The 16,507-nt window shown below is 64.2% G+C and carries 19 protein-coding genes; 11 read left to right on the forward strand and 8 right to left on the reverse strand.

Annotated features, from left to right (window positions below):
- Window positions 1-114 precede the first annotated feature (114 nt).
- From phnC to phnE, 3 genes are read left to right on the forward strand one after another with little or no spacing between them, the layout of a single operon-like run.
- Entirely contained in the window at window positions 115-951 is an 837-nt protein-coding gene (phnC, locus tag AWB77_RS14260; RefSeq protein WP_061135071.1) for a phosphonate ABC transporter ATP-binding protein, read from the forward strand.
- Window positions 948-1,910, forward strand: coding sequence for a phosphonate ABC transporter substrate-binding protein (gene phnD / locus AWB77_RS14265; RefSeq protein WP_061135072.1), 963 nt, complete (start codon window positions 948-950; stop codon window positions 1,908-1,910). Before phnC ends, phnD begins: the two co-directional genes overlap by 4 nt.
- Window positions 1,911-2,729, forward strand: a complete 819-nt coding sequence (phnE, locus tag AWB77_RS14270) for a phosphonate ABC transporter, permease protein PhnE (RefSeq protein ID WP_061135073.1) — start codon at window positions 1,911-1,913, stop codon at window positions 2,727-2,729. It abuts the gene before it with no gap.
- A gap of 8 nt (window positions 2,730-2,737) precedes the next feature.
- Here phnE and AWB77_RS14275 read toward each other — a convergent pair whose 3' ends face one another.
- The 8 genes from AWB77_RS14275 to phnF form a co-directional block, all read right to left on the reverse strand.
- Window positions 2,738-3,703 (reverse strand): MurR/RpiR family transcriptional regulator, encoded by a 966-nt coding sequence (locus AWB77_RS14275; protein ID WP_061135074.1) that lies wholly within the window; start codon window positions 3,701-3,703, stop codon window positions 2,738-2,740.
- Window positions 3,660-4,712, reverse strand: coding sequence for a C45 family autoproteolytic acyltransferase/hydrolase (locus AWB77_RS14280; protein WP_061135075.1), 1,053 nt, complete (start codon window positions 4,710-4,712; stop codon window positions 3,660-3,662). The genes AWB77_RS14275 and AWB77_RS14280 overlap by 44 nt, the downstream gene beginning before the upstream one ends.
- 23 nt (window positions 4,713-4,735) lie before the next feature.
- Window positions 4,736-5,485, reverse strand: coding sequence for a glutamine ABC transporter ATP-binding protein GlnQ (gene glnQ, locus AWB77_RS14285; RefSeq protein WP_061135076.1), 750 nt, complete (start codon window positions 5,483-5,485; stop codon window positions 4,736-4,738).
- Window positions 5,482-6,138: a glutamine ABC transporter permease GlnP gene (gene glnP, locus AWB77_RS14290; protein WP_061135077.1), complete on the reverse strand. Its 657-nt coding sequence runs from the start codon at window positions 6,136-6,138 to the stop codon at window positions 5,482-5,484. Before glnP ends, glnQ begins: the two co-directional genes overlap by 4 nt.
- A 25-nt stretch (window positions 6,139-6,163) precedes the next feature.
- Entirely contained in the window at window positions 6,164-6,910 is a 747-nt protein-coding gene (gene glnH / locus AWB77_RS14295) for a glutamine ABC transporter substrate-binding protein GlnH (protein ID WP_061135078.1), read from the reverse strand.
- 169 nt (window positions 6,911-7,079) lie between these two features.
- A complete protein-coding gene (gene phnN, locus AWB77_RS14300; protein ID WP_061135079.1) occupies window positions 7,080-7,640 on the reverse strand; it encodes a phosphonate metabolism protein/1,5-bisphosphokinase (PRPP-forming) PhnN in 561 nt (186 codons plus the stop codon).
- Window positions 7,637-8,329 (reverse strand): DUF1045 domain-containing protein, encoded by a 693-nt coding sequence (locus tag AWB77_RS14305; protein ID WP_061135080.1) that lies wholly within the window; start codon window positions 8,327-8,329, stop codon window positions 7,637-7,639. The genes phnN and AWB77_RS14305 overlap by 4 nt, the downstream gene beginning before the upstream one ends.
- Complete coding sequence (gene phnF / locus AWB77_RS14310; RefSeq protein ID WP_061135081.1) at window positions 8,326-9,084, reverse strand: phosphonate metabolism transcriptional regulator PhnF; 759 nt, start codon at window positions 9,082-9,084, stop codon at window positions 8,326-8,328. Before phnF ends, AWB77_RS14305 begins: the two co-directional genes overlap by 4 nt.
- A gap of 164 nt (window positions 9,085-9,248) precedes the next feature.
- Between phnF and phnG the strand changes: the two genes are divergently transcribed.
- From phnG to AWB77_RS14350, 8 genes are all read left to right on the forward strand, one after another.
- Window positions 9,249-9,731 (forward strand): phosphonate C-P lyase system protein PhnG, encoded by a 483-nt coding sequence (phnG, locus tag AWB77_RS14315; RefSeq protein ID WP_061135082.1) that lies wholly within the window; start codon window positions 9,249-9,251, stop codon window positions 9,729-9,731.
- Window positions 9,728-10,351: a phosphonate C-P lyase system protein PhnH gene (gene phnH / locus AWB77_RS14320; RefSeq protein ID WP_061135083.1), complete on the forward strand. Its 624-nt coding sequence runs from the start codon at window positions 9,728-9,730 to the stop codon at window positions 10,349-10,351. The genes phnG and phnH overlap by 4 nt, the downstream gene beginning before the upstream one ends.
- A complete protein-coding gene (locus AWB77_RS14325; RefSeq protein WP_061135084.1) occupies window positions 10,351-11,451 on the forward strand; it encodes a carbon-phosphorus lyase complex subunit in 1,101 nt (366 codons plus the stop codon). The genes phnH and AWB77_RS14325 overlap by 1 nt, the downstream gene beginning before the upstream one ends.
- Window positions 11,448-12,299: an alpha-D-ribose 1-methylphosphonate 5-phosphate C-P-lyase PhnJ gene (locus AWB77_RS14330; protein WP_061135085.1), complete on the forward strand. Its 852-nt coding sequence runs from the start codon at window positions 11,448-11,450 to the stop codon at window positions 12,297-12,299. Before AWB77_RS14325 ends, AWB77_RS14330 begins: the two co-directional genes overlap by 4 nt.
- Entirely contained in the window at window positions 12,296-13,066 is a 771-nt protein-coding gene (gene phnK / locus AWB77_RS14335) for a phosphonate C-P lyase system protein PhnK (RefSeq protein ID WP_061135086.1), read from the forward strand. Before AWB77_RS14330 ends, phnK begins: the two co-directional genes overlap by 4 nt.
- A 10-nt stretch (window positions 13,067-13,076) precedes the next feature.
- Window positions 13,077-13,841: a phosphonate C-P lyase system protein PhnL gene (phnL, locus tag AWB77_RS14340; RefSeq protein WP_061135087.1), complete on the forward strand. Its 765-nt coding sequence runs from the start codon at window positions 13,077-13,079 to the stop codon at window positions 13,839-13,841.
- Window positions 13,835-14,968 (forward strand): alpha-D-ribose 1-methylphosphonate 5-triphosphate diphosphatase, encoded by a 1,134-nt coding sequence (locus AWB77_RS14345; protein ID WP_061135088.1) that lies wholly within the window; start codon window positions 13,835-13,837, stop codon window positions 14,966-14,968. The genes phnL and AWB77_RS14345 overlap by 7 nt, the downstream gene beginning before the upstream one ends.
- Window positions 14,969-15,136: 168 nt before the next feature.
- Window positions 15,137-16,501 carry an MFS transporter gene (locus AWB77_RS14350; RefSeq protein ID WP_061135089.1) on the forward strand — a complete coding sequence of 455 codons (1,365 nt, stop codon included), beginning with the start codon at window positions 15,137-15,139 and terminating at the stop codon, window positions 16,499-16,501.
- Window positions 16,502-16,507: the final 6 nt, after the last annotated feature.

Genomic DNA, 16,507 nt, shown 5'->3' on the forward strand with positions numbered 1-16,507 from the left:
TCAAGTGATGTATTCATCTAGACGTCTCATGCGCGTCACTGTCTCGTCATGTTCACTTCCTAGAATCTCCCGAACGTTACAGCGCGCCTTCCGCGCGCGCTCATCGAGGAAGCTATGGACGCAATTCGCATCGAGCGGCTCACCAAGACGTTCAGGAACGGCCGCAAGGCGCTCGACTCCGTCGATTTGCGCGTGGAAGAGGGCGAAATGGTCGCGCTCATCGGCGCATCGGGATCGGGGAAGTCGACCTTGCTGCGTCATATCGCGGGCTTTACGGCATCCGACCCCGCACCGTCGCACGTCACCTTGCTCGGCAGGCCGATTCAGCAGAACGGCAGGATCGTGCGCGAAGTGCGTTCGATTCGCCGCGACGTCGCATTCGTGTTTCAGCAGTTCAATCTCGTCGGGCGCCTTTCCGTGCATACCAACGTGCTGATCGGCGCGTTGTCGCGGGTGTCGTTGTGGCGCAGGCTCGCGGGGCGCTTTCCGCGCGGCGAGCGCGCACTCGCGATGGACTCGCTCACCGCGATGGGCATCGGCGAACACGCGTTCGAACGTGCGAGCAATCTGTCGGGCGGTCAGCAGCAACGCGCGGCACTGGCGCGCGCGCTCGTGCAGCGTGCGCGCATCGTGCTCGCCGATGAACCGATCGCATCGCTCGATCCCGAATCGGCTCGCCGCGTGATGGAGCTGATGCAGACGCTCAATCGCGAACGCAAGCTCACGGTCGTCGTGTCGCTGCATCAGATCGACGTCGCGATGAAGTATTGCCCGCGCACGGTCGCCCTGCGCGATGGCCGCGTCGTCTTCGATGGCGCGAGCGAGCGTCTCACGCCGGACGTGCTGCACAAGTTATACGGATCGTCCGCGAGCGAACTGCTCACGCATCACGTTGCGCAGGCATACGCCGCGGACCCTCATCTCAACGTCAACTCCTGGATCGCATCATGAAAACATTTCTGGCCGGCGCCGCGCTCGCGTGCTGTCTTCTGACGCAGTCCGCTCTTGCCGAGACGATCAACTTCGGCATCATCTCGACCGATTCGTCGGCGGCGCTCAAGCAACGCTGGCAGCCGCTCATCGACGATCTGAACAAGCAGACGGGTCTCGACGTGAAGGCTTACTTCGCGACGGACTACGCGGGCATCATCGAAGCAATGCGTTTCAACAAGGTGCAGATGGGCTTCTTCGGCAACGCATCCGCGATCGAAGCAGTCGATCGTTCGAACGGCGAAGTCTTCGCGAAGGTGAAGTACAAGAACGGCGAAGCGGGCTATTACTCGCTGCTCATCACGAACGCGAACAGCAAGTGGAAGTCGCTCGATCAGGTGCTGAAGAACACCAAGGAGATCAACCTCGGCTTCGGCGATCCGAACTCGACCTCGGGCACGCTCGTGCCTTCGTACTATCTCTTCGCGAAGAACGGCATCAACGCGCGGTGGGCGTTCAAGAGCGTGCTGCCGTCGAGCCATGAAGCGAACATGCTCGCCGTCCTCAATGACAAGGTCGATGTCGCGACCAACAACACCGACATGCTCGACACCATCAAGACGCAGCATCCGGAGCTGTATCCGAAGGTGCGCGTGCTGTGGACGTCGCCGCTGATTCCGTCGGACCCGCTCGTGTGGCGTCGCGATCTGCCACAAGCCACGAAGGAAAAACTGCGTACTTTCTTCGATCACTACGCGGAAAAAGACCCGCGCGAACAAGCCGTGATGACCGCGATCTCGGGCTATTCCGGCTTCGCGGATTCGTCGAACGCGCAACTCGTGCCGATTCGTCAGATGGCGCTCTTCCAGAAGAAGCAACAAGTGCAGAACGACGCGCATCTCGACGACGCCGACAAGAAGGCTCAGATCGCCGCGCTCGATCAGAAGATCGCCGCGCTCGACACGACGGCGGCGAAGTAAATGAAACCGTTCGACGTGACCACGTTCGAAGCCGGCATCGTGCGGCCCGTGCAGACGATCGCGCCGAAGCGAAGCTGGACTTCGATGCTCGGCTGGATCGTCGTGATCGCTGTGCTGGGTCTGTCATGGCAAAGCGCGGACATGCGCCCGCTCGATCTGCTCGGCGCATCGGGCAACATGAGCCAGTTCGCGCGCGACTTCTTTCCGCCCGACTTCACCGAGTGGCGCACTTACGCACATGAAATGATCGTGACGCTGGCGGTCGCCGTGTGGGGCACGGCGCTCGCGCTGATCTGCGCGGTGCCGTGCGGGTTGCTGTCGGCGCAGAACATCGCGCCGGTGTGGATTTCGCAGCCCGTGCGGCGTTTGATGGATGCGTGCCGCGCGATCAACGAGATGGTCTTCGCAATGTTGTTCATCGTCGCGGTCGGGCTCGGGCCGTTCGCGGGCGTGCTCGCGTTGTGGGTCCACACGACGGGCGTGCTCGCGAAGCTCTTCGCCGAAGCGGTGGAAGCCGTCGATGCGCGACCCGCCGAAGGCGTGCGCGCGACCGGCGCGAGCAGTCTCGATGAAATCGTCTATGGCGTGTTGCCGCAAGTGCTGCCGCTGTGGATCTCGTTCGCGTTGTATCGCTTCGAGTCGAACGTGCGCTCCGCGATGGTCGTCGGCATGGTCGGCGCGGGCGGGATCGGCGTCGTGCTGTACGAAGCGATCCGCTCGTTCAACTATGCGCAGACGTCGGCGGTGATGTTGATCGTGATCGTCATCGTGTCGCTGATCGATCTCGCTTCGGGCTGGGTGCGCGAGCGCGTCATCTGACGCGATCGCTATGAAGTTTCGATGCCGAGCGCCGTAATCAGGCGCTCGCGCCGTTCCAGCGCCTGCAGCGAGCGCTTGCCGAGTTGCGCAGCGACGAGATTGAGCAAGCCCTCGCAGAACACGAGATATGCGCCCATGCTGTTGCTGAAGAAGCTGCTCTCGTGCGGAATGAGAAACGCATGCCGCGCGGGCGCGACGAGCGGCGACGCGAGCGTATCCGTGATCGCGATGACTTCGATGCCCGCGTCCTTCGCGGCCACCGCTGCATCGACGACGCTGCGCGTATAAGGCGCGACGCTCGTGACGAGCACGACATCGCCGGGCTGCAACTGCGCGAGTCCTTCCGCGACGCCGAGACCTTGCGCATCGAGCAGCGCGACGTCGGTGCGGATCATGCCGAGCCCGTAGCAGACGAAACTCGCGAGCGCGCTGAACTGGCGCAGTCCATGCACGCGCACGCGTTTCGCATTGGCGAGCAGGCGCGCCGCGCCGCGCAAACCGGCGGGCGACAACTGCGCGATGAAGCCTTCCACATTGCCGATCGATTCGCGCGCGAGCTTAACGACCATGTCGACTTCGGGCGTGGCATCTTGCGCATGCGTCTTGCTGCTCGCGACGATGCGCTCCGCCTGCTGGCTATAGAAATGCCGATGCCGTTGGGCGAGGCTGTCGCGGAACACGCTCTGAAAATCGGCGAATCCCGCATAGCCGAGCCGGGTCGACAGACGCGTGAGCGTCGACGCGTTCACATCGAGCGATGCGGCGAGATCCGTGCTCGTGCGTACCGCGACTTCCTCGGGGCGTTCGAGCAGCTTCGCGAGCACGGTATGCGCCTTGCCGCCGAGCGACACGTCGGCCTCGTCGCGACCGATGCGTATCACGAGCTCGCGCAAGCCGTCGACGCTGCGCGGCGGCATCTGCGTGCCCGTGTCAGTCGCGCTTGCGCGGCGTGCCTTCTGTTTGCCTGTGTCCATTGATCATCCGGTACCGGGCGGGCTGCCCGGGATGTTCGTGAACCTGCCATTCTATGTGAGACGCGCGAATGGCAATATCGGCGGTGGCGAGGGTGTTCTCCTCGTCGGGATCGTCGGGATGCGTGCGATGAATCGGCAGCGCGGCGTCTTCGCGGTCGCCGAGAATTGCAAGCGGATCGATCGTTTCGTTCGATGCGACGAGCGCATCGCCGCGTATCTGCCGATGCCGCGACGAGTCGGTCACGATCTGCGCGAAGCCGTGCATCGCGGGATGGATCGCATGGTTCGCATGCAGCGATGGCGCGCTCACTTCGACAACGGAACAATCGTGCGCGCTGAACTCGACGCTCACCAACGCGCTGCTCTTGCAGGACCCGAGCGTCAGATGAAAGCCGCCCGCGCGCGGATTGTTCCTCACGATGGACACGGCGGCGTCGATATCGGCGGCGTCGAGCAGCGCGCGCGTGATGACCATGCGCGGCACGCCGGCGACCACTTCACGCTGACGCAGATTGTTCACGGTGATCGCGAGGCCGTTGTCCGTCACGGCGAACGTGTGGCCCGGCAACGAGCCGGGATAGACGAAGGCCGCGAAGCCGGGGCCGCCATCGATCTTGCATTGCGCGATCGCGCAGTCGCCCGCGAAAGCCGGAAAGCCGTCCTCGTTGTGCGCGATACGCCGCACATCCGTGCCGGGAAGCTGTACGGTCGTGCATCCATCCGGCGACATCGCCCAGACATCGCCGCGGCAGTTCCACAGGAAGACGTCCTCGAAGTGCAGGTGCAAGCCCGCGGCGAGACCATTGAGTTCGTCCCACACGCGCGGGAAGCGCTCGCGCACGAGCGCGGCCATCGCGCGGGATGTCTCGCTGCCGCGCCATTGCGTGACTGTCTGCCATGCGTGCGTATTCAGCAGGTGCGCGTGAACGGCATCGGCGCCGAAGCGGCCGAGCGCTTCGCCCGCTTCGCGCGGCGAGCCAGAAATTTCGATAAAGCCGAGTGCTGCCATGTATTCGAGTGATTCGATGAAAGTTATTCGACGTGCTGCAGAAAATCGCGCAAGCGCTGGTTAGGCGGATTATCGAGCAATTCGGCCGGCGGCCCATCGACCGTGATATGACCATGCTCCATGAAGATGAGCCGCGTGCCGACCTTGCGCGCGAACGCCATCTCGTGTGTGACGACGACCATCGTCATGCCTTCTTCCGCGAGCGACTGCATCACGCGCAGCACTTCCTGACGCAACTCGGGATCGAGCGCGGACGTGGGTTCGTCGAAGAGCATCAGTTTGGGCTTCACCGCGAGCGCGCGTGCAATCGCGACGCGCTGCTGCTGTCCGCCCGACAATTCGCTCGCGTAATGCCCGACACGCGCGCCGAGCCCGACCTTGGTGAGCAGATCGCGCGCGAGTGCTTCGGCATCGGGCTTGTTCATGCCGCGCACCTGACGCGGCCCGAACGCGACGTTCTCGAGCGCCGTCATCTGCGGAAACAGGTTGAACTGCTGAAACACCATGCCCGCTTCCTGACGAATCTCGCGCACCTTGCGCGCGCCGCCGAGCACGCTGATGCCATCGACGACGAGATCGCCGCCATCGATCTGCTCCAGTGCGTTGATGCAGCGCAGGAGCGTCGACTTGCCCGAACCCGACGGCCCGATCAGCACGACGACTTCGCCCGCGTTGATTTTCAGATCGACTTCGTCGAGCACGACCGTCTTGCCGAAGCGCTTGGTCACGCCCTTGAACTGCACCATGTGACCGTTGTGATTCGTTGTGTTCATAGGATACGCATCCGCTTTTCCATCGTGCGCAGGCCGAACGTCAGCGCGCCGATCATGCACAGATAAATGATGGCCACGGCGGTCCAGATTTCCACCGCGCGAAAATTCGACGCCATGATTTCCTGGCCTTGCCGCGTGAGTTCGCCGACGCCGATCACGATGAAGAGCGACGTGTCCTTCAGGCTCACGATGAACTGGTTGCCGAGCGCGGGCGTCATGCGCCGCAGCGCGACCGGGCCGACCACAAATGCGAGCACGCGCCATCCCGGCATGCCGAGCGCGAGGCCTGCTTCACTCAGGCCACGAGGCACGGAAAGGAACGCGCCGCGCACGATCTCCGCGATGTACGCGCCCGAGTTGATGATGATCGACACGATCGCCGCCGTCATCGCATCGACGCGCACGTGCAGCAGCAAGGGCAGCGCGAAGTAGATGAACATCACCTGCACGACGATCGGCGTGCCGCGCACGAATTCGATGTACGTGAACGCGATCTTCTGACAGAGCGTGTTGCCGTAAGCGCGCATCAACCCGAACAGCAAGCCGACGAGCATGCCGCCCGCCAGCCCCGCAATGGTGATCAGCACCGTGAGACGCGCGCCGTGCATGAGCGCGGGCACGGCGTCGACGATGACCGACAGATCGAACTGCATCATTGATCTCCAGAGCGCGCGCGTGTCAGGACTTCGCCGGCTCGACGCCGAACCATTTTTTGTAGATCGCCGCATAGCGGCCATCGGCCTTGATCTTCGCGAGCTCGGCGTTCACTTTCGCGACGAGCGGGCTGCCCTTCGGGAACGCGATGCCGTATTGCTGCGCCATCATCTGCGGGCCGACCGCCTTCACGCGCGACTTGCCCGCCGTGTGGATGTAGTAGAGGACGTTCGGCGTGTCGTGCATCGCGGCATCGACACGGCCGGTCGCGAGTTCGAGATACGCATTGTCGATGTTCGGGAACGCGCGCAGGTCCGTGTTCTTGAAGTTGGCCTTCGCATAGTCGAACGAGGACGTGCCCGTCTTGACCGCGAGCGACTTGCCCTTGAGGTCGTCCGGTCCCTTGATCGCGCTGTCCGTGGGCACCATCAGCGTGAAGCCGCTGTCGTAGTAGCCGTCGGAGAAATCGATGACCTTCTTGCGCTCGTCCTTGATCGTGATGCCGGCCAGCGCGACATCGACGTTATGTGTTTGCAGCGCGGGCAAAATGCCGCTGAAGTCCATCGGCTGAAGTTTGTAGTCGAGCTTCAGGTCCTTCGCGATCTCCTTCCACAAGTCGATGTCGAAGCCCACGTACTCGTTGCCCTGCTTGAATTCGAAAGGCACGAACGCGGTATCGCACGCGACGAGCAGCGTGTCGGCGCGCGCCGCGCCACTGACGAACGAAAGCGCGGCGACGGCAGCCACGGCGAATTTTGCGGCGAGTTTCATGTTCGACCCCTTGTCGAAGTTGGTGCAAATTAATTTGCGTTTGAGTATCAGATGCAAATCGGTTTGCGAAGTGTCGGCGAACGAAAATATGCTTGCAACTAGGGGTTTACGCGTAGACTGGAAAAGAAGGCGAGTCCGCGCCCCGGATCGGGCGCGGCGCAGGGAGGATTCAGGCGCGCTGCGTGAGCGTGAGTACGTCGAGGAACTGCGTGCCGGCATCGGCGAGCATGCCGGAGTTGTCGATGTTCACGACATGCGCGTGCGATGGCAGTTCGAACGCCGGCCGGCGCGCGAGGCGTGCTTCGATCTGCCGCGCGTCTTCGCGTCCACGACGCGCGAGGCGCGCGGCGAGCACCGAGGGCGTCGCACCGATATGCACGAAGCGCGCATCGGGATAACGTGCGAGTGCGAGTTCCGCGTGCTGCCGCGACCCGTTCACGACGACGGGCCTGCCGCGCGCGAGCCACGCATCCAGTTCGATGCCGATGCCATAGCGCAGCCCCAGACTGTCCCAATGCATCGCGAAGAGGCCGAATGACAGGCGCGATGCGAATTCGTCATGCGAAAGCGCGATATGGTTCTCGCCATCGGCGACCGCGCGCGTGATGTAGCGATGCGCGAACAGTACCTGCGCGCCGACGCGTTCGCGCGCGAAGCCGAGCAGCGAGTCCTTGCCCGCGCCCGATGGTCCCATTACGTAGATGAGTTTCGTGCTATCGACTTCGGTCATGCCACATCCTGTGCGTTGTTGAACGGCAGGCGCTGCCACAGCGTGAACGGCGCGCCCGGCTCCGGTTCGATGAACAGCGCCGCGCCGTGCACGGGCAACGGGCCGAGCGCATCGATGCGTGCATTCCAGTCCGACACGATCGACGCACGCGCGTTCGCATCGTCGAGTGAATCGGAAAGCGTCATGTGAAAGCGATATTCGTCGAGGACATACGGATAGCCCCATGCGCGCAGCAATTCGATCTGCCGCGCGCTCATGCCATCCACGATGCGCCGCTCGATGCTCTCCCGCGATGGCATCGTACGCAGCGCGCAGAGCGCGTTCAGTGCGCCTGCGGCCAGTTCGCGAAGGGCGGCGTCGTCGCTCGATGCGGCCGGGCGCAGCGCGACGAAACGGCCGAGCACGTCGGCTTTGACCGGCATGTCGAAGCGCGAGACCGAACCGGCCCATGCACGCGCGCACGCGAGCACGTCCGAGAGTTCGACGCCGGGCGCCATGTGAAACGGCGCGACGAGCGTCGCGTGCCAGCCATAACGACGCGGCGCGTGCGTCACGGCATGCGCGGGCGTCGCGCTTTCGCGTCCGTTCTCGGGATCGCGCCCGAGCCAGCCGCAACCTTCGCGCCACCATGCGGACGCGGCGGGCGGCGCGTAGTAGAGCGCCACGCGCGGATGAACGGCGGCGCTCATCGATCGTGCTCGACCATCAGCTGCACGCGATCCGCCGCGAAATGCGTGATGCCGTATTTGATCGGCAGGCCGTCCTCGTCGACATCGACGTTCTCGACCCACAGCACCGGCTGCTGCCGGTTGATCTGCAGGCGCCGCGCCACATCCGACGAAGGCAGCACGCTGCCGATGCGACTCCACTTGCGCATGTAATCCTTTACGCCGAAGGTCTCGAGCGCCGCGCTGACGCCGCCCGCCGCTTCGATGGCCGCAGGCAGTTCGCTGAAGCGCGCGGCCGGATACCAGTTGCGCGCGTAGGTCATCGGGATGCCGTCGGAGTCGTGGCGCGTTTCGATCTGATAGACGAGCGTGCCTGCGCGCACGCCGAGCGCCTTCGCCACGGCCGGATCGGCCTTCACGCGCTCCGAGCTCAACACGACGCCTGCCGACGTATGCTTCTGGCGGCGCAGATTTTCGGTGAAGCGCGTGCGCCGCCCGATCTGGTAGTCGATCGCGCCGGGCTGCACGAACGTGCCGCGCCCTTGCTCGACGCTCACCAGGCCTGTTGCAGCGAGCCGCAGCATCGCGCGGCGAACCGTATGACGGTTCACGTCGAAGCGCCTGGCGAGTTCCGCCTCGCTCGGCAGGCGTCCTTCTTCGCCGAAGCTCTTCGCCGCGATCTCGGCGGCGAGTATCTGTTCGATCTGCCGCCACACCGCGACCCCCGCGCCGCGCTCGACGGCAACCCCAGGCGCCGCATTTTCATTCGATGTCATTGCGCTGTCATTCCTGTCGGTTTGAATATCGTTCTTCCGGATTGTAGTGCGCAACTCGTGATGGAAATGTGAAAGCAACGCTACACCACCAAACGTCTAGACGACTAGATAAGACCACGAGTAGCATATCGGACACCGGATTCCTTCAGAACATAGGGAAAGCGATGAGTACTTCAATGGAGCCGCGTGAAGCGCGGAGCCGTCGCGAATGGATGGCGGTGCTCGCGCGCACGCCGCGCGACGCGCTGAAACACGCGCTGGACGCCGCGCTCGACGGCGCGACGGTGCCCGGCTACGAGTGGCTGCGCGCGCCTGACATCGGGCTCGCGATGGTGCGCGGGCGCATCGGCGGCACGGGCGATGCGTTCAATCTCGGCGAAACGACCGTCACGCGCGCGACGCTGCGCTTGCGTACCGACGACGGCAGCGCGCCGGTCGGCATCGCGGTGCACATGGGCCGCGACAAGGAACGCGCAACGATCGCCGCGCTCGCGGACGCGCTTCTGCAAATGCCGCGTTTCGCGGACATGTTGCAGAAGCGGCTCGTCGAGCCGCTGGCCGCGCGCATCGCGGATGAAAGGCGTCGCAAGGAAACGCAGGCGGCTGCGACGAAGGTCGAATTCTTCACGATGGTGAGAGGCGAATGATGCGAATCGACATGACCACGCTCGTGCCCGGCTTCAACGACACGGTCCACGACGCGCAACGCGTGTTCCGTGCATTGCTCGATGCGCTGTCGCGTCCCGGCAGCATCGTCGCGATCGATGCCGCGCTGCCCGATAACCACGCGATGCGCGATGGCCTCGCCGGACGCGTGCCGCTCGCCGCCTTCGCGTCGCTGCTCGCGCTGACGGACTATTCGACGCCGGTGTTCATCGAACGTGAAGACAACGTGCTTGGCGACGCGCTGCGCTTTCATGCGAGCGCGCCCTTGACGCGCGATCGCCATGAAGCTGCGTTCGCCTATATCGACGATGCGCGCAACATGTCTTCGCTCGATGCGTTCTCGCACGGCGAGCCCGAATCGCCCGAGCTTTCCGCAACGCTCTTTATCCGCGTGCCGTCGCTGACCGAAGGCGAGCCCCTCGCGTGGAGCGGACCGGGCATTGCGCAATCGCGCAGCGTCGGCATTGCGGGGCTGTCGCATGAATTCTGGCGGCAACGCGCCGCGCTTACCGCGCTCTTTCCTTGCGGCATCGATTGCTACTTCGTCGCGGGCGGCGCGCTCGTCGGCCTGCCGCGCACGACGCATGTGGAGGTGAACTGATGTACGTCGCGGTCAAAGGTGGTGAACGCGCCATCGAACGTTCATGGGACGTGCTCGCGAAGCAGCGTCGCGGCGATGTCTCCGTGCCCGAGTTGTCCGTCGCGCAGATTCGCGAACAGATGCGTCTTGCCGTCGCGCGCGTGATGACCGAAGGCTCGGTCTACGACGAAGACCTCGCCGCGCTCGCGATCAAGCAGGCAGCGGGCGATCTCGTCGAGGCGATCTTCCTGCTGCGCGCTTATCGCACGACATTGCCGCGCTTCGGCTACACGCTGCCGATCGATACCGAAGCGATGTGCGTGGAGCGCCGCATCTCGGCGGCCTTCAAGGACATTCCCGGCGGACAGATGCTGGGCGGCACGTACGATTACACACAACGTCTGCTCGATTTCACGTTGCTTGCCGAAGGCGAACAGGTTAGCGATGAGACCATCGCATCGAAAGCGCCGCACGGAAGCACGATGCCGCGCGTGTTGTCGATGCTCGACAAGGAAGGACTGATCGAACAGGAACGTGCGCACGAGAACGCGCCGGAACCGGGCGATCTCTCACGCGAGCCGCTTGCGTTTCCCGCCGATCGTTCCACGCGCCTGCAAAACCTCGCGCGCGGCGACGAGGGCTTTCTGCTCGCGGTCGGCTATGCGACGCAGCGCGGTTACGCGCACAGTCATCCGTTCGCGGGCGAGATTCGTCACGGGGAAGTAGCGGTCGAGATGATGATCGACGAACTCGGCTTCGCGGTCGAGATCGGCGATATCGACATCACCGAGTGTCAGATGATCAACCAGTTCGCGGGCAGCGGCGACGTGCCGCCGACGTTCACGCAAGGCTACGGTCTCGCCTTCGGTCATTCGGAGCGCAAGGCAATGGCGATGGCGCTCGTCGATCGCGCTTTGCGTGCGGAAGAACTCGGCGAGTCGATCGGTTCGCCGACGCAAGATCCCGAGTTCGTGCTGTATCACAGCGACAACGTGGAAGCGTCGGGCTTCGTGCAACATCTGAAACTGCCGCATTACGTCGACTTTCAATCCGAGCTGGAACTGCTGCGCCGTCTGCGTGCCGCGCACGCTTCGGACGGCAACAAGGAGCATGCGGCATGAACGCCCTCACCGAAGGCTATAACTTCGCGTACCTCGACGAGCAGACCAAGCGCATGATCCGCCGCGCGTTGCTCAAGGCGGTCGCCGTGCCGGGCTATCAGGTGTCGTTCGCATCGCGCGAAATGCCGCTGCCATATGGATGGGGCACGGGCGGCTTGCAGGTGACGTCGGCGATCATCGGCGCGAGCGATACGCTCAAGGTCATCGATCAAGGCTCCGACGAAACCACCAACGCGGTGAACATCCGACGATTCTTCGCGCGCACGGCGGGCGTGGCGACCACCACACGCACCGCCGATGCGAGCATCGTGCAGACGCGTCACCGCATTCCGGAGACGCCATTGACGGACAAGCAGATCATCGTCTATCAGGTGCCGATGCCCGAGCCGCTCTTTCGCCTCGAACCGCGCGTGACCGAATGCAGAAAGCTGCATGCGCTCGCGGACTACGGGCTCATCAACGTGAAATATTATGAGGATATCGTGCAGCACGGCAGCATCGCGACGACCTACGATTATCCGGTGATGGTCAACGACCGCTATCTGACTTCGCCTTCGCCGATCCCGAAGTTCGACAATCCGAAGATGCACATGAATCCTGCGTTGCAGCTTTTCGGCGCGGGCCGCGAACGGCGCATCTATGCGATTCCGCCTTATACGAAAGTGAAGAGTCTCGACTTCGAGGATCATCCGTTCAGCGTGCAGAAGTGGGAACATGCATGCGCGCTGTGCGGATCGCACGAGAGCTTTCTCGACGAGATGATCGTCGACGATCAGGGCACGCGCATGTTCGTCTGCTCCGACAGCGACTACTGTCATAGCCGCCGCGACGGCGAGGTGACGCAATGAACGCACTGCTGAAAGCGACGCGCCTCACGAAGCGTTACGGCGGACGCGGCGGCTGCATCGATGTCGATCTCGACGTTCATCCAGGCGAAGTGCTGTGCATCGTCGGCGAATCGGGATCGGGCAAGTCGACCTTGCTGAACGCGCTCGCATTGCGCAGCGACATCGACGGCGGCGCGCTCACCTACACGACGCGCGATGGCGAAGCACTCGATCTGCTGACGCTCGCCGAGCCGCGCAAGCGCCTGCTGTCACGTACCGAATGGGGCTTCGTGCATCAGAACGCGCGCGATGGATTGCGCCGCAACGTATCGGCGGGCGCGAACATCGGCGAACCGCTGATGGCGATCGGCGCGCGTCACTATGGCCGTCTGCGCGAGACCGCTGCGGACTGGATGAGCCGCGTCGAACTCGATGCCGCGCGCATCGACGAATTGCCTTGCGCGTTCTCGGGCGGCATGCAACAGCGCCTGCAGATCGCGCGTAATCTGGTGACGGGGCCGCGCATCGTGTTCATGGACGAGCCGACCGCCGGCCTCGATGTCTCCGTGCAGGCGCGCCTGCTCGACTTGCTGCGCACGCTCACGAGCAAGCTGCATCTCGCTGCGGTGATCGTCACGCATGACATCGGCGTGGCGCGGCTGCTCGCGCATCGGCTGATGGTGATGAAGGACGGACGCGTCGTCGAAAGCGGCCTCACGGATCAGGTGCTCGACGATCCGCAACATCCTTATACGCAGACGCTCGTTGCGTCCGTGCTGCCCGTTTGAGGTTCGACCGATGACCAACGATTCCTTCCTCACCAACGACAAGCTGATGCTGCAGGCACGCGGCATTGAAAAGACGTTCACGCTGCATCAGCAAGGCGGCGCGCGTATCGCGGCGCTGTCGGGCGTATCGCTCGATGTGGACCGCGGCGAATGCGTCGTGCTCGCGGGTGCATCGGGCGCGGGCAAGAGCACGTTCCTGCGCTGCATGTACGGCAACTACCTTGCAACGCGCGGCACCATCGCGATTCGCGACGACGGCAAGCCCTCGCGTCACACGATGCTGACCGAAGCCGCGCCGCACGACATCATCCGTTTGCGCAACACGACCATGGGTTACGTGAGCCAGTTCCTGCGCGCGATACCGCGTGTCGCTTCGCTCGATCTCGTCGCGGAGCCGCTCGTGTCGCGCGGCGTCGATGAAGGCGAAGCGCGCGAACGTGCGAGCGTTTTGCTCGAACGTCTCAACGTCCCGCGGCGTCTGTGGACGCTTGCGCCCGCGACGTTCTCGGGCGGCGAGCAGCAGCGCGTGAACATCGCGCGCGGGCTGATCGCGGCGCATCCGCTCTTGCTGCTCGACGAACCCACTGCATCCCTCGATGCGGAAAACCGCGACGTGGTCGCCGATCTGATCGTCGAGGCGCGCGAAGCGGGCGCGGCGATCGTCGGCATCTTCCACGACGAAGACACGCGCGAGCGCGTCGCGACCCGCATCGTGCGGCTCGCGCCGGCCGCCGCCACCGTACTGAACGATTACGGAGTGTTGCAGACATGCTGATCAAGAATGCGCGCATCGTGACGCGCGACGAGGACTTCACGGGCACCGTGCGTGTCGAGGACGGACGCATCGCGGAGATCGCGCCGGGCAATACGTCGGCACGCGAAGCAGAGGACTGGGACGGCGATTATCTGCTGCCCGGTTTCGTCGAACTGCATACGGACAACATCGAGAAGCATCTCGCGCCGCGTCCCGGCGTGCTGTGGAATCACGAAGCGGCGATCATCGTGCATGACGCGCAAGTGGCGTCGGCGGGCATCACGACCGTATTCGATGCGCTGGGCGTGGGCTCGCGTCCCGAAGACGGCGTGCGCGGCCGCGAGCTTCAGGTGCAATGCGCGAGGTCGATCGGCAAGTTCGTCGAGCGCGGTCTGCTGCGCGCCGATCACTTTCTGCATCTGCGTTGCGAAGTGGGCACGACGGATGTCGTCGAAGTGTTCGATTCGCTTTCGTCCGATCCGCTCTTCAGGCTTGCCTCGGTGATGGATCACACGCCAGGCCAGCGTCAATGGCAGGACCACGAGAAGTGGCGCAAATATCAGGAGCGCCACGGCAAGTGGAGCGACGAGCACACAAACAAGATCCTCGCCGAACTCGCGGAGCATCAGGCGCGCTATGCGGCCAGGCATCGCGCGGAAATCGTCGCGCGTTGCAAGGGCTTGAACGTGTCGCTCGCGAGCCACGACGACACGCTCGTCGAGCACGTCGAGGAAGCGGCGCGCGACGGCATCGCGCTCGCCGAATTCCCGACCACGCTCGACGCCGCCCGCGCCGCGCGCGCGCACGGCATCGCGACGATCATGGGCGCGCCGAACGTGGTGCGCGGCGGCTCTCATTCGGGCAACGTGTCCGCGCTCGAACTGGCGCGCGAAGGGCTGCTCGATATCCTGTCGTCGGATTACGTGCCGTCGAGCCTCCTGATCGCCGTGTTCGATCTCGTTGCGAAGGCGGGCTGGACGCTGCCGCGCGCGGTCGCGACCGTGTCGTGGGCGCCGGCGCATGCGGCGGGACTCGCGGATCGCGGCGCGATCGGCACGGGCCTGCGCGCGGATTTCGTGCGCGTCGCGTCAGTGGACGGCGTTCAGGTGCCGCGCGAGACGTACCGCGCGGGACGGCGCGTGGCCTGAACATTCGCCTTCATTCCCGGCGCTTCGTCATACGCGGGTAAGCCCGCGTTGACGAAGCGCAAGCTTCTTCAGTACCCTCACGGCGAGTTCGCTATGTGAATCGGTGTTCGCACCGCGAACATTTCGACCGATTGTTGTGGCGCGTCCACTTTTGGAAGAGGGAATGAAGTGAGTAGAAGTCCTGCCGTGAACGTACAGACGTTCATCAACGAACATCCGTTCTCGCCGTTTCAGTGGCTCATCTTCGTGATGTGCTTCGTGATCGTCCTGCTGGACGGTTTCGATACCGCCGCGATCGGCTTCATCGCGCCTTCGCTCGTCGCCGAATGGCACATCAGCCGTCCGGCGCTCGCGCCCGTGTTGAGCGCGGCGCTCTTTGGGCTCGCGGCGGGCGCGTTGCTGTCCGGGCCGCTGTCGGACAAGCTCGGCCGGCGCGCGATGCTGCTGTCGTCGGTGCTGATCTTCGGCGTCGCGTGTCTCGCGTCGGCGTTCTCGGCCGACATAACGCAACTGACGACACTGCGCTTCATCACCGGCTTAGGCCTCGGCGCCGCGATGCCGAACGCGGTCACGATGATGAGCGAGTTCTGCCCCGACAACCGCCGCGCGACGCTCATCAACCTGATGTTCTGCGGCTTTCCGCTCGGCGCTGCTTTCGGCGGCTTTCTCGCGGCGTGGATGATTCCGCAGTTCGGCTGGCGCAGCGTGCTGATGCTGGGCGGCATCGCGCCGCTGGTTTTGTCGGTGCTGCTGATCGTCACGTTGCCGGAATCGGTGCGCTACATGGTGGCGAAGTCGAAGCCGGTCGAGAAGATTCGCGCGACGCTCGCGCGCATTTCGTCCGATGCGATGAACGCTGGCTCGTTCTTCATGACCGAAGCCGCGCCTGCCGCGACGGGGCAGAGCGGCATGAGCGTGGTGCTGTCGCGCTCGTACCTCGTCGGCTCGATCATGCTGTGGCTCACGTACTTCATGGGCCTCGTGATCTTCTACGCGTCGATCAACTGGATGCCGATCCTGCTGAAGGAATCCGGCTTGCCGCCGCAGAAGGCGACGCTCATTTCGGCGCTGTTCCCGCTCGGCGGCGTGGGCGCGGTGCTGTGCGGCGTGCTGATGGACAAGTTCAACGCGAACCGCATCATCGCGGCGTGCTATGCGCTGACGGCGGTGAGCGTGTATCTGATCGGGCAGGCGGCGGGCAACGTCGGCATGCTGGTGCTGGTCGTGTTCCTTGCGGGCGTGCTGATGAACACGGCGCAATCGTCGATGCCGGCGCTCGCCGCCGCGTTCTACCCGACGCAAGGGCGCGGCACGGGCGTCGCGTGGATGCTGGGCATCGGGCGCTTCGGCGGTATCGCGGGATCGTTCCTGGTTGCCGAACTGACGCGCCGGCATTTCACGTTCGGCGGCATTTTCGCGACGATCGCCGTGGCGGGCATCATCTCGGCGATCGCGCTGCTCATCAAGCAGGCGGCGCATCCGCAAACGGCGATGACGAGCGATCTCAAGGCGACGGAGCCGCTCGGGCATTGATTGCAC

It is taken from the genome of Caballeronia fortuita (assembly GCF_001544835.2).
Lineage (GTDB): Bacteria > Pseudomonadota > Gammaproteobacteria > Burkholderiales > Burkholderiaceae > Caballeronia > Caballeronia fortuita.

What these genes read in the sequence shown, in the direction of transcription:
- AWB77_RS14345 (WP_061135088.1), top strand. Translation starts at nt 13,835, where the DNA reads ATGCTGATCAAGAATGCGCGCATCGTGACGCGCGACGAGGACTTCACG.
- phnF (WP_061135081.1), bottom strand. Translation starts at nt 9,084, where the DNA reads ATGACATCGAATGAAAATGCGGCGCCTGGGGTTGCCGTCGAGCGCGGC.
- phnG (WP_061135082.1), top strand. Translation starts at nt 9,249, where the DNA reads ATGAGTACTTCAATGGAGCCGCGTGAAGCGCGGAGCCGTCGCGAATGG.
- phnH (WP_061135083.1), top strand. Translation starts at nt 9,728, where the DNA reads ATGATGCGAATCGACATGACCACGCTCGTGCCCGGCTTCAACGACACG.
- phnC (WP_061135071.1), top strand. Translation starts at nt 115, where the DNA reads ATGGACGCAATTCGCATCGAGCGGCTCACCAAGACGTTCAGGAACGGC.
- glnP (WP_061135077.1), bottom strand. Translation starts at nt 6,138, where the DNA reads ATGCAGTTCGATCTGTCGGTCATCGTCGACGCCGTGCCCGCGCTCATG.
- glnQ (WP_061135076.1), bottom strand. Translation starts at nt 5,485, where the DNA reads ATGAACACAACGAATCACAACGGTCACATGGTGCAGTTCAAGGGCGTG.
- phnN (WP_061135079.1), bottom strand. Translation starts at nt 7,640, where the DNA reads ATGACCGAAGTCGATAGCACGAAACTCATCTACGTAATGGGACCATCG.
- AWB77_RS14325 (WP_061135084.1), top strand. Translation starts at nt 10,351, where the DNA reads ATGTACGTCGCGGTCAAAGGTGGTGAACGCGCCATCGAACGTTCATGG.
- AWB77_RS14275 (WP_061135074.1), bottom strand. Translation starts at nt 3,703, where the DNA reads ATGGACACAGGCAAACAGAAGGCACGCCGCGCAAGCGCGACTGACACG.
- AWB77_RS14305 (WP_061135080.1), bottom strand. Translation starts at nt 8,329, where the DNA reads ATGAGCGCCGCCGTTCATCCGCGCGTGGCGCTCTACTACGCGCCGCCC.
- phnK (WP_061135086.1), top strand. Translation starts at nt 12,296, where the DNA reads ATGAACGCACTGCTGAAAGCGACGCGCCTCACGAAGCGTTACGGCGGA.
- phnD (WP_061135072.1), top strand. Translation starts at nt 948, where the DNA reads ATGAAAACATTTCTGGCCGGCGCCGCGCTCGCGTGCTGTCTTCTGACG.
- phnE (WP_061135073.1), top strand. Translation starts at nt 1,911, where the DNA reads ATGAAACCGTTCGACGTGACCACGTTCGAAGCCGGCATCGTGCGGCCC.
- phnL (WP_061135087.1), top strand. Translation starts at nt 13,077, where the DNA reads ATGACCAACGATTCCTTCCTCACCAACGACAAGCTGATGCTGCAGGCA.
- AWB77_RS14330 (WP_061135085.1), top strand. Translation starts at nt 11,448, where the DNA reads ATGAACGCCCTCACCGAAGGCTATAACTTCGCGTACCTCGACGAGCAG.
- AWB77_RS14280 (WP_061135075.1), bottom strand. Translation starts at nt 4,712, where the DNA reads ATGGCAGCACTCGGCTTTATCGAAATTTCTGGCTCGCCGCGCGAAGCG.
- glnH (WP_061135078.1), bottom strand. Translation starts at nt 6,910, where the DNA reads ATGAAACTCGCCGCAAAATTCGCCGTGGCTGCCGTCGCCGCGCTTTCG.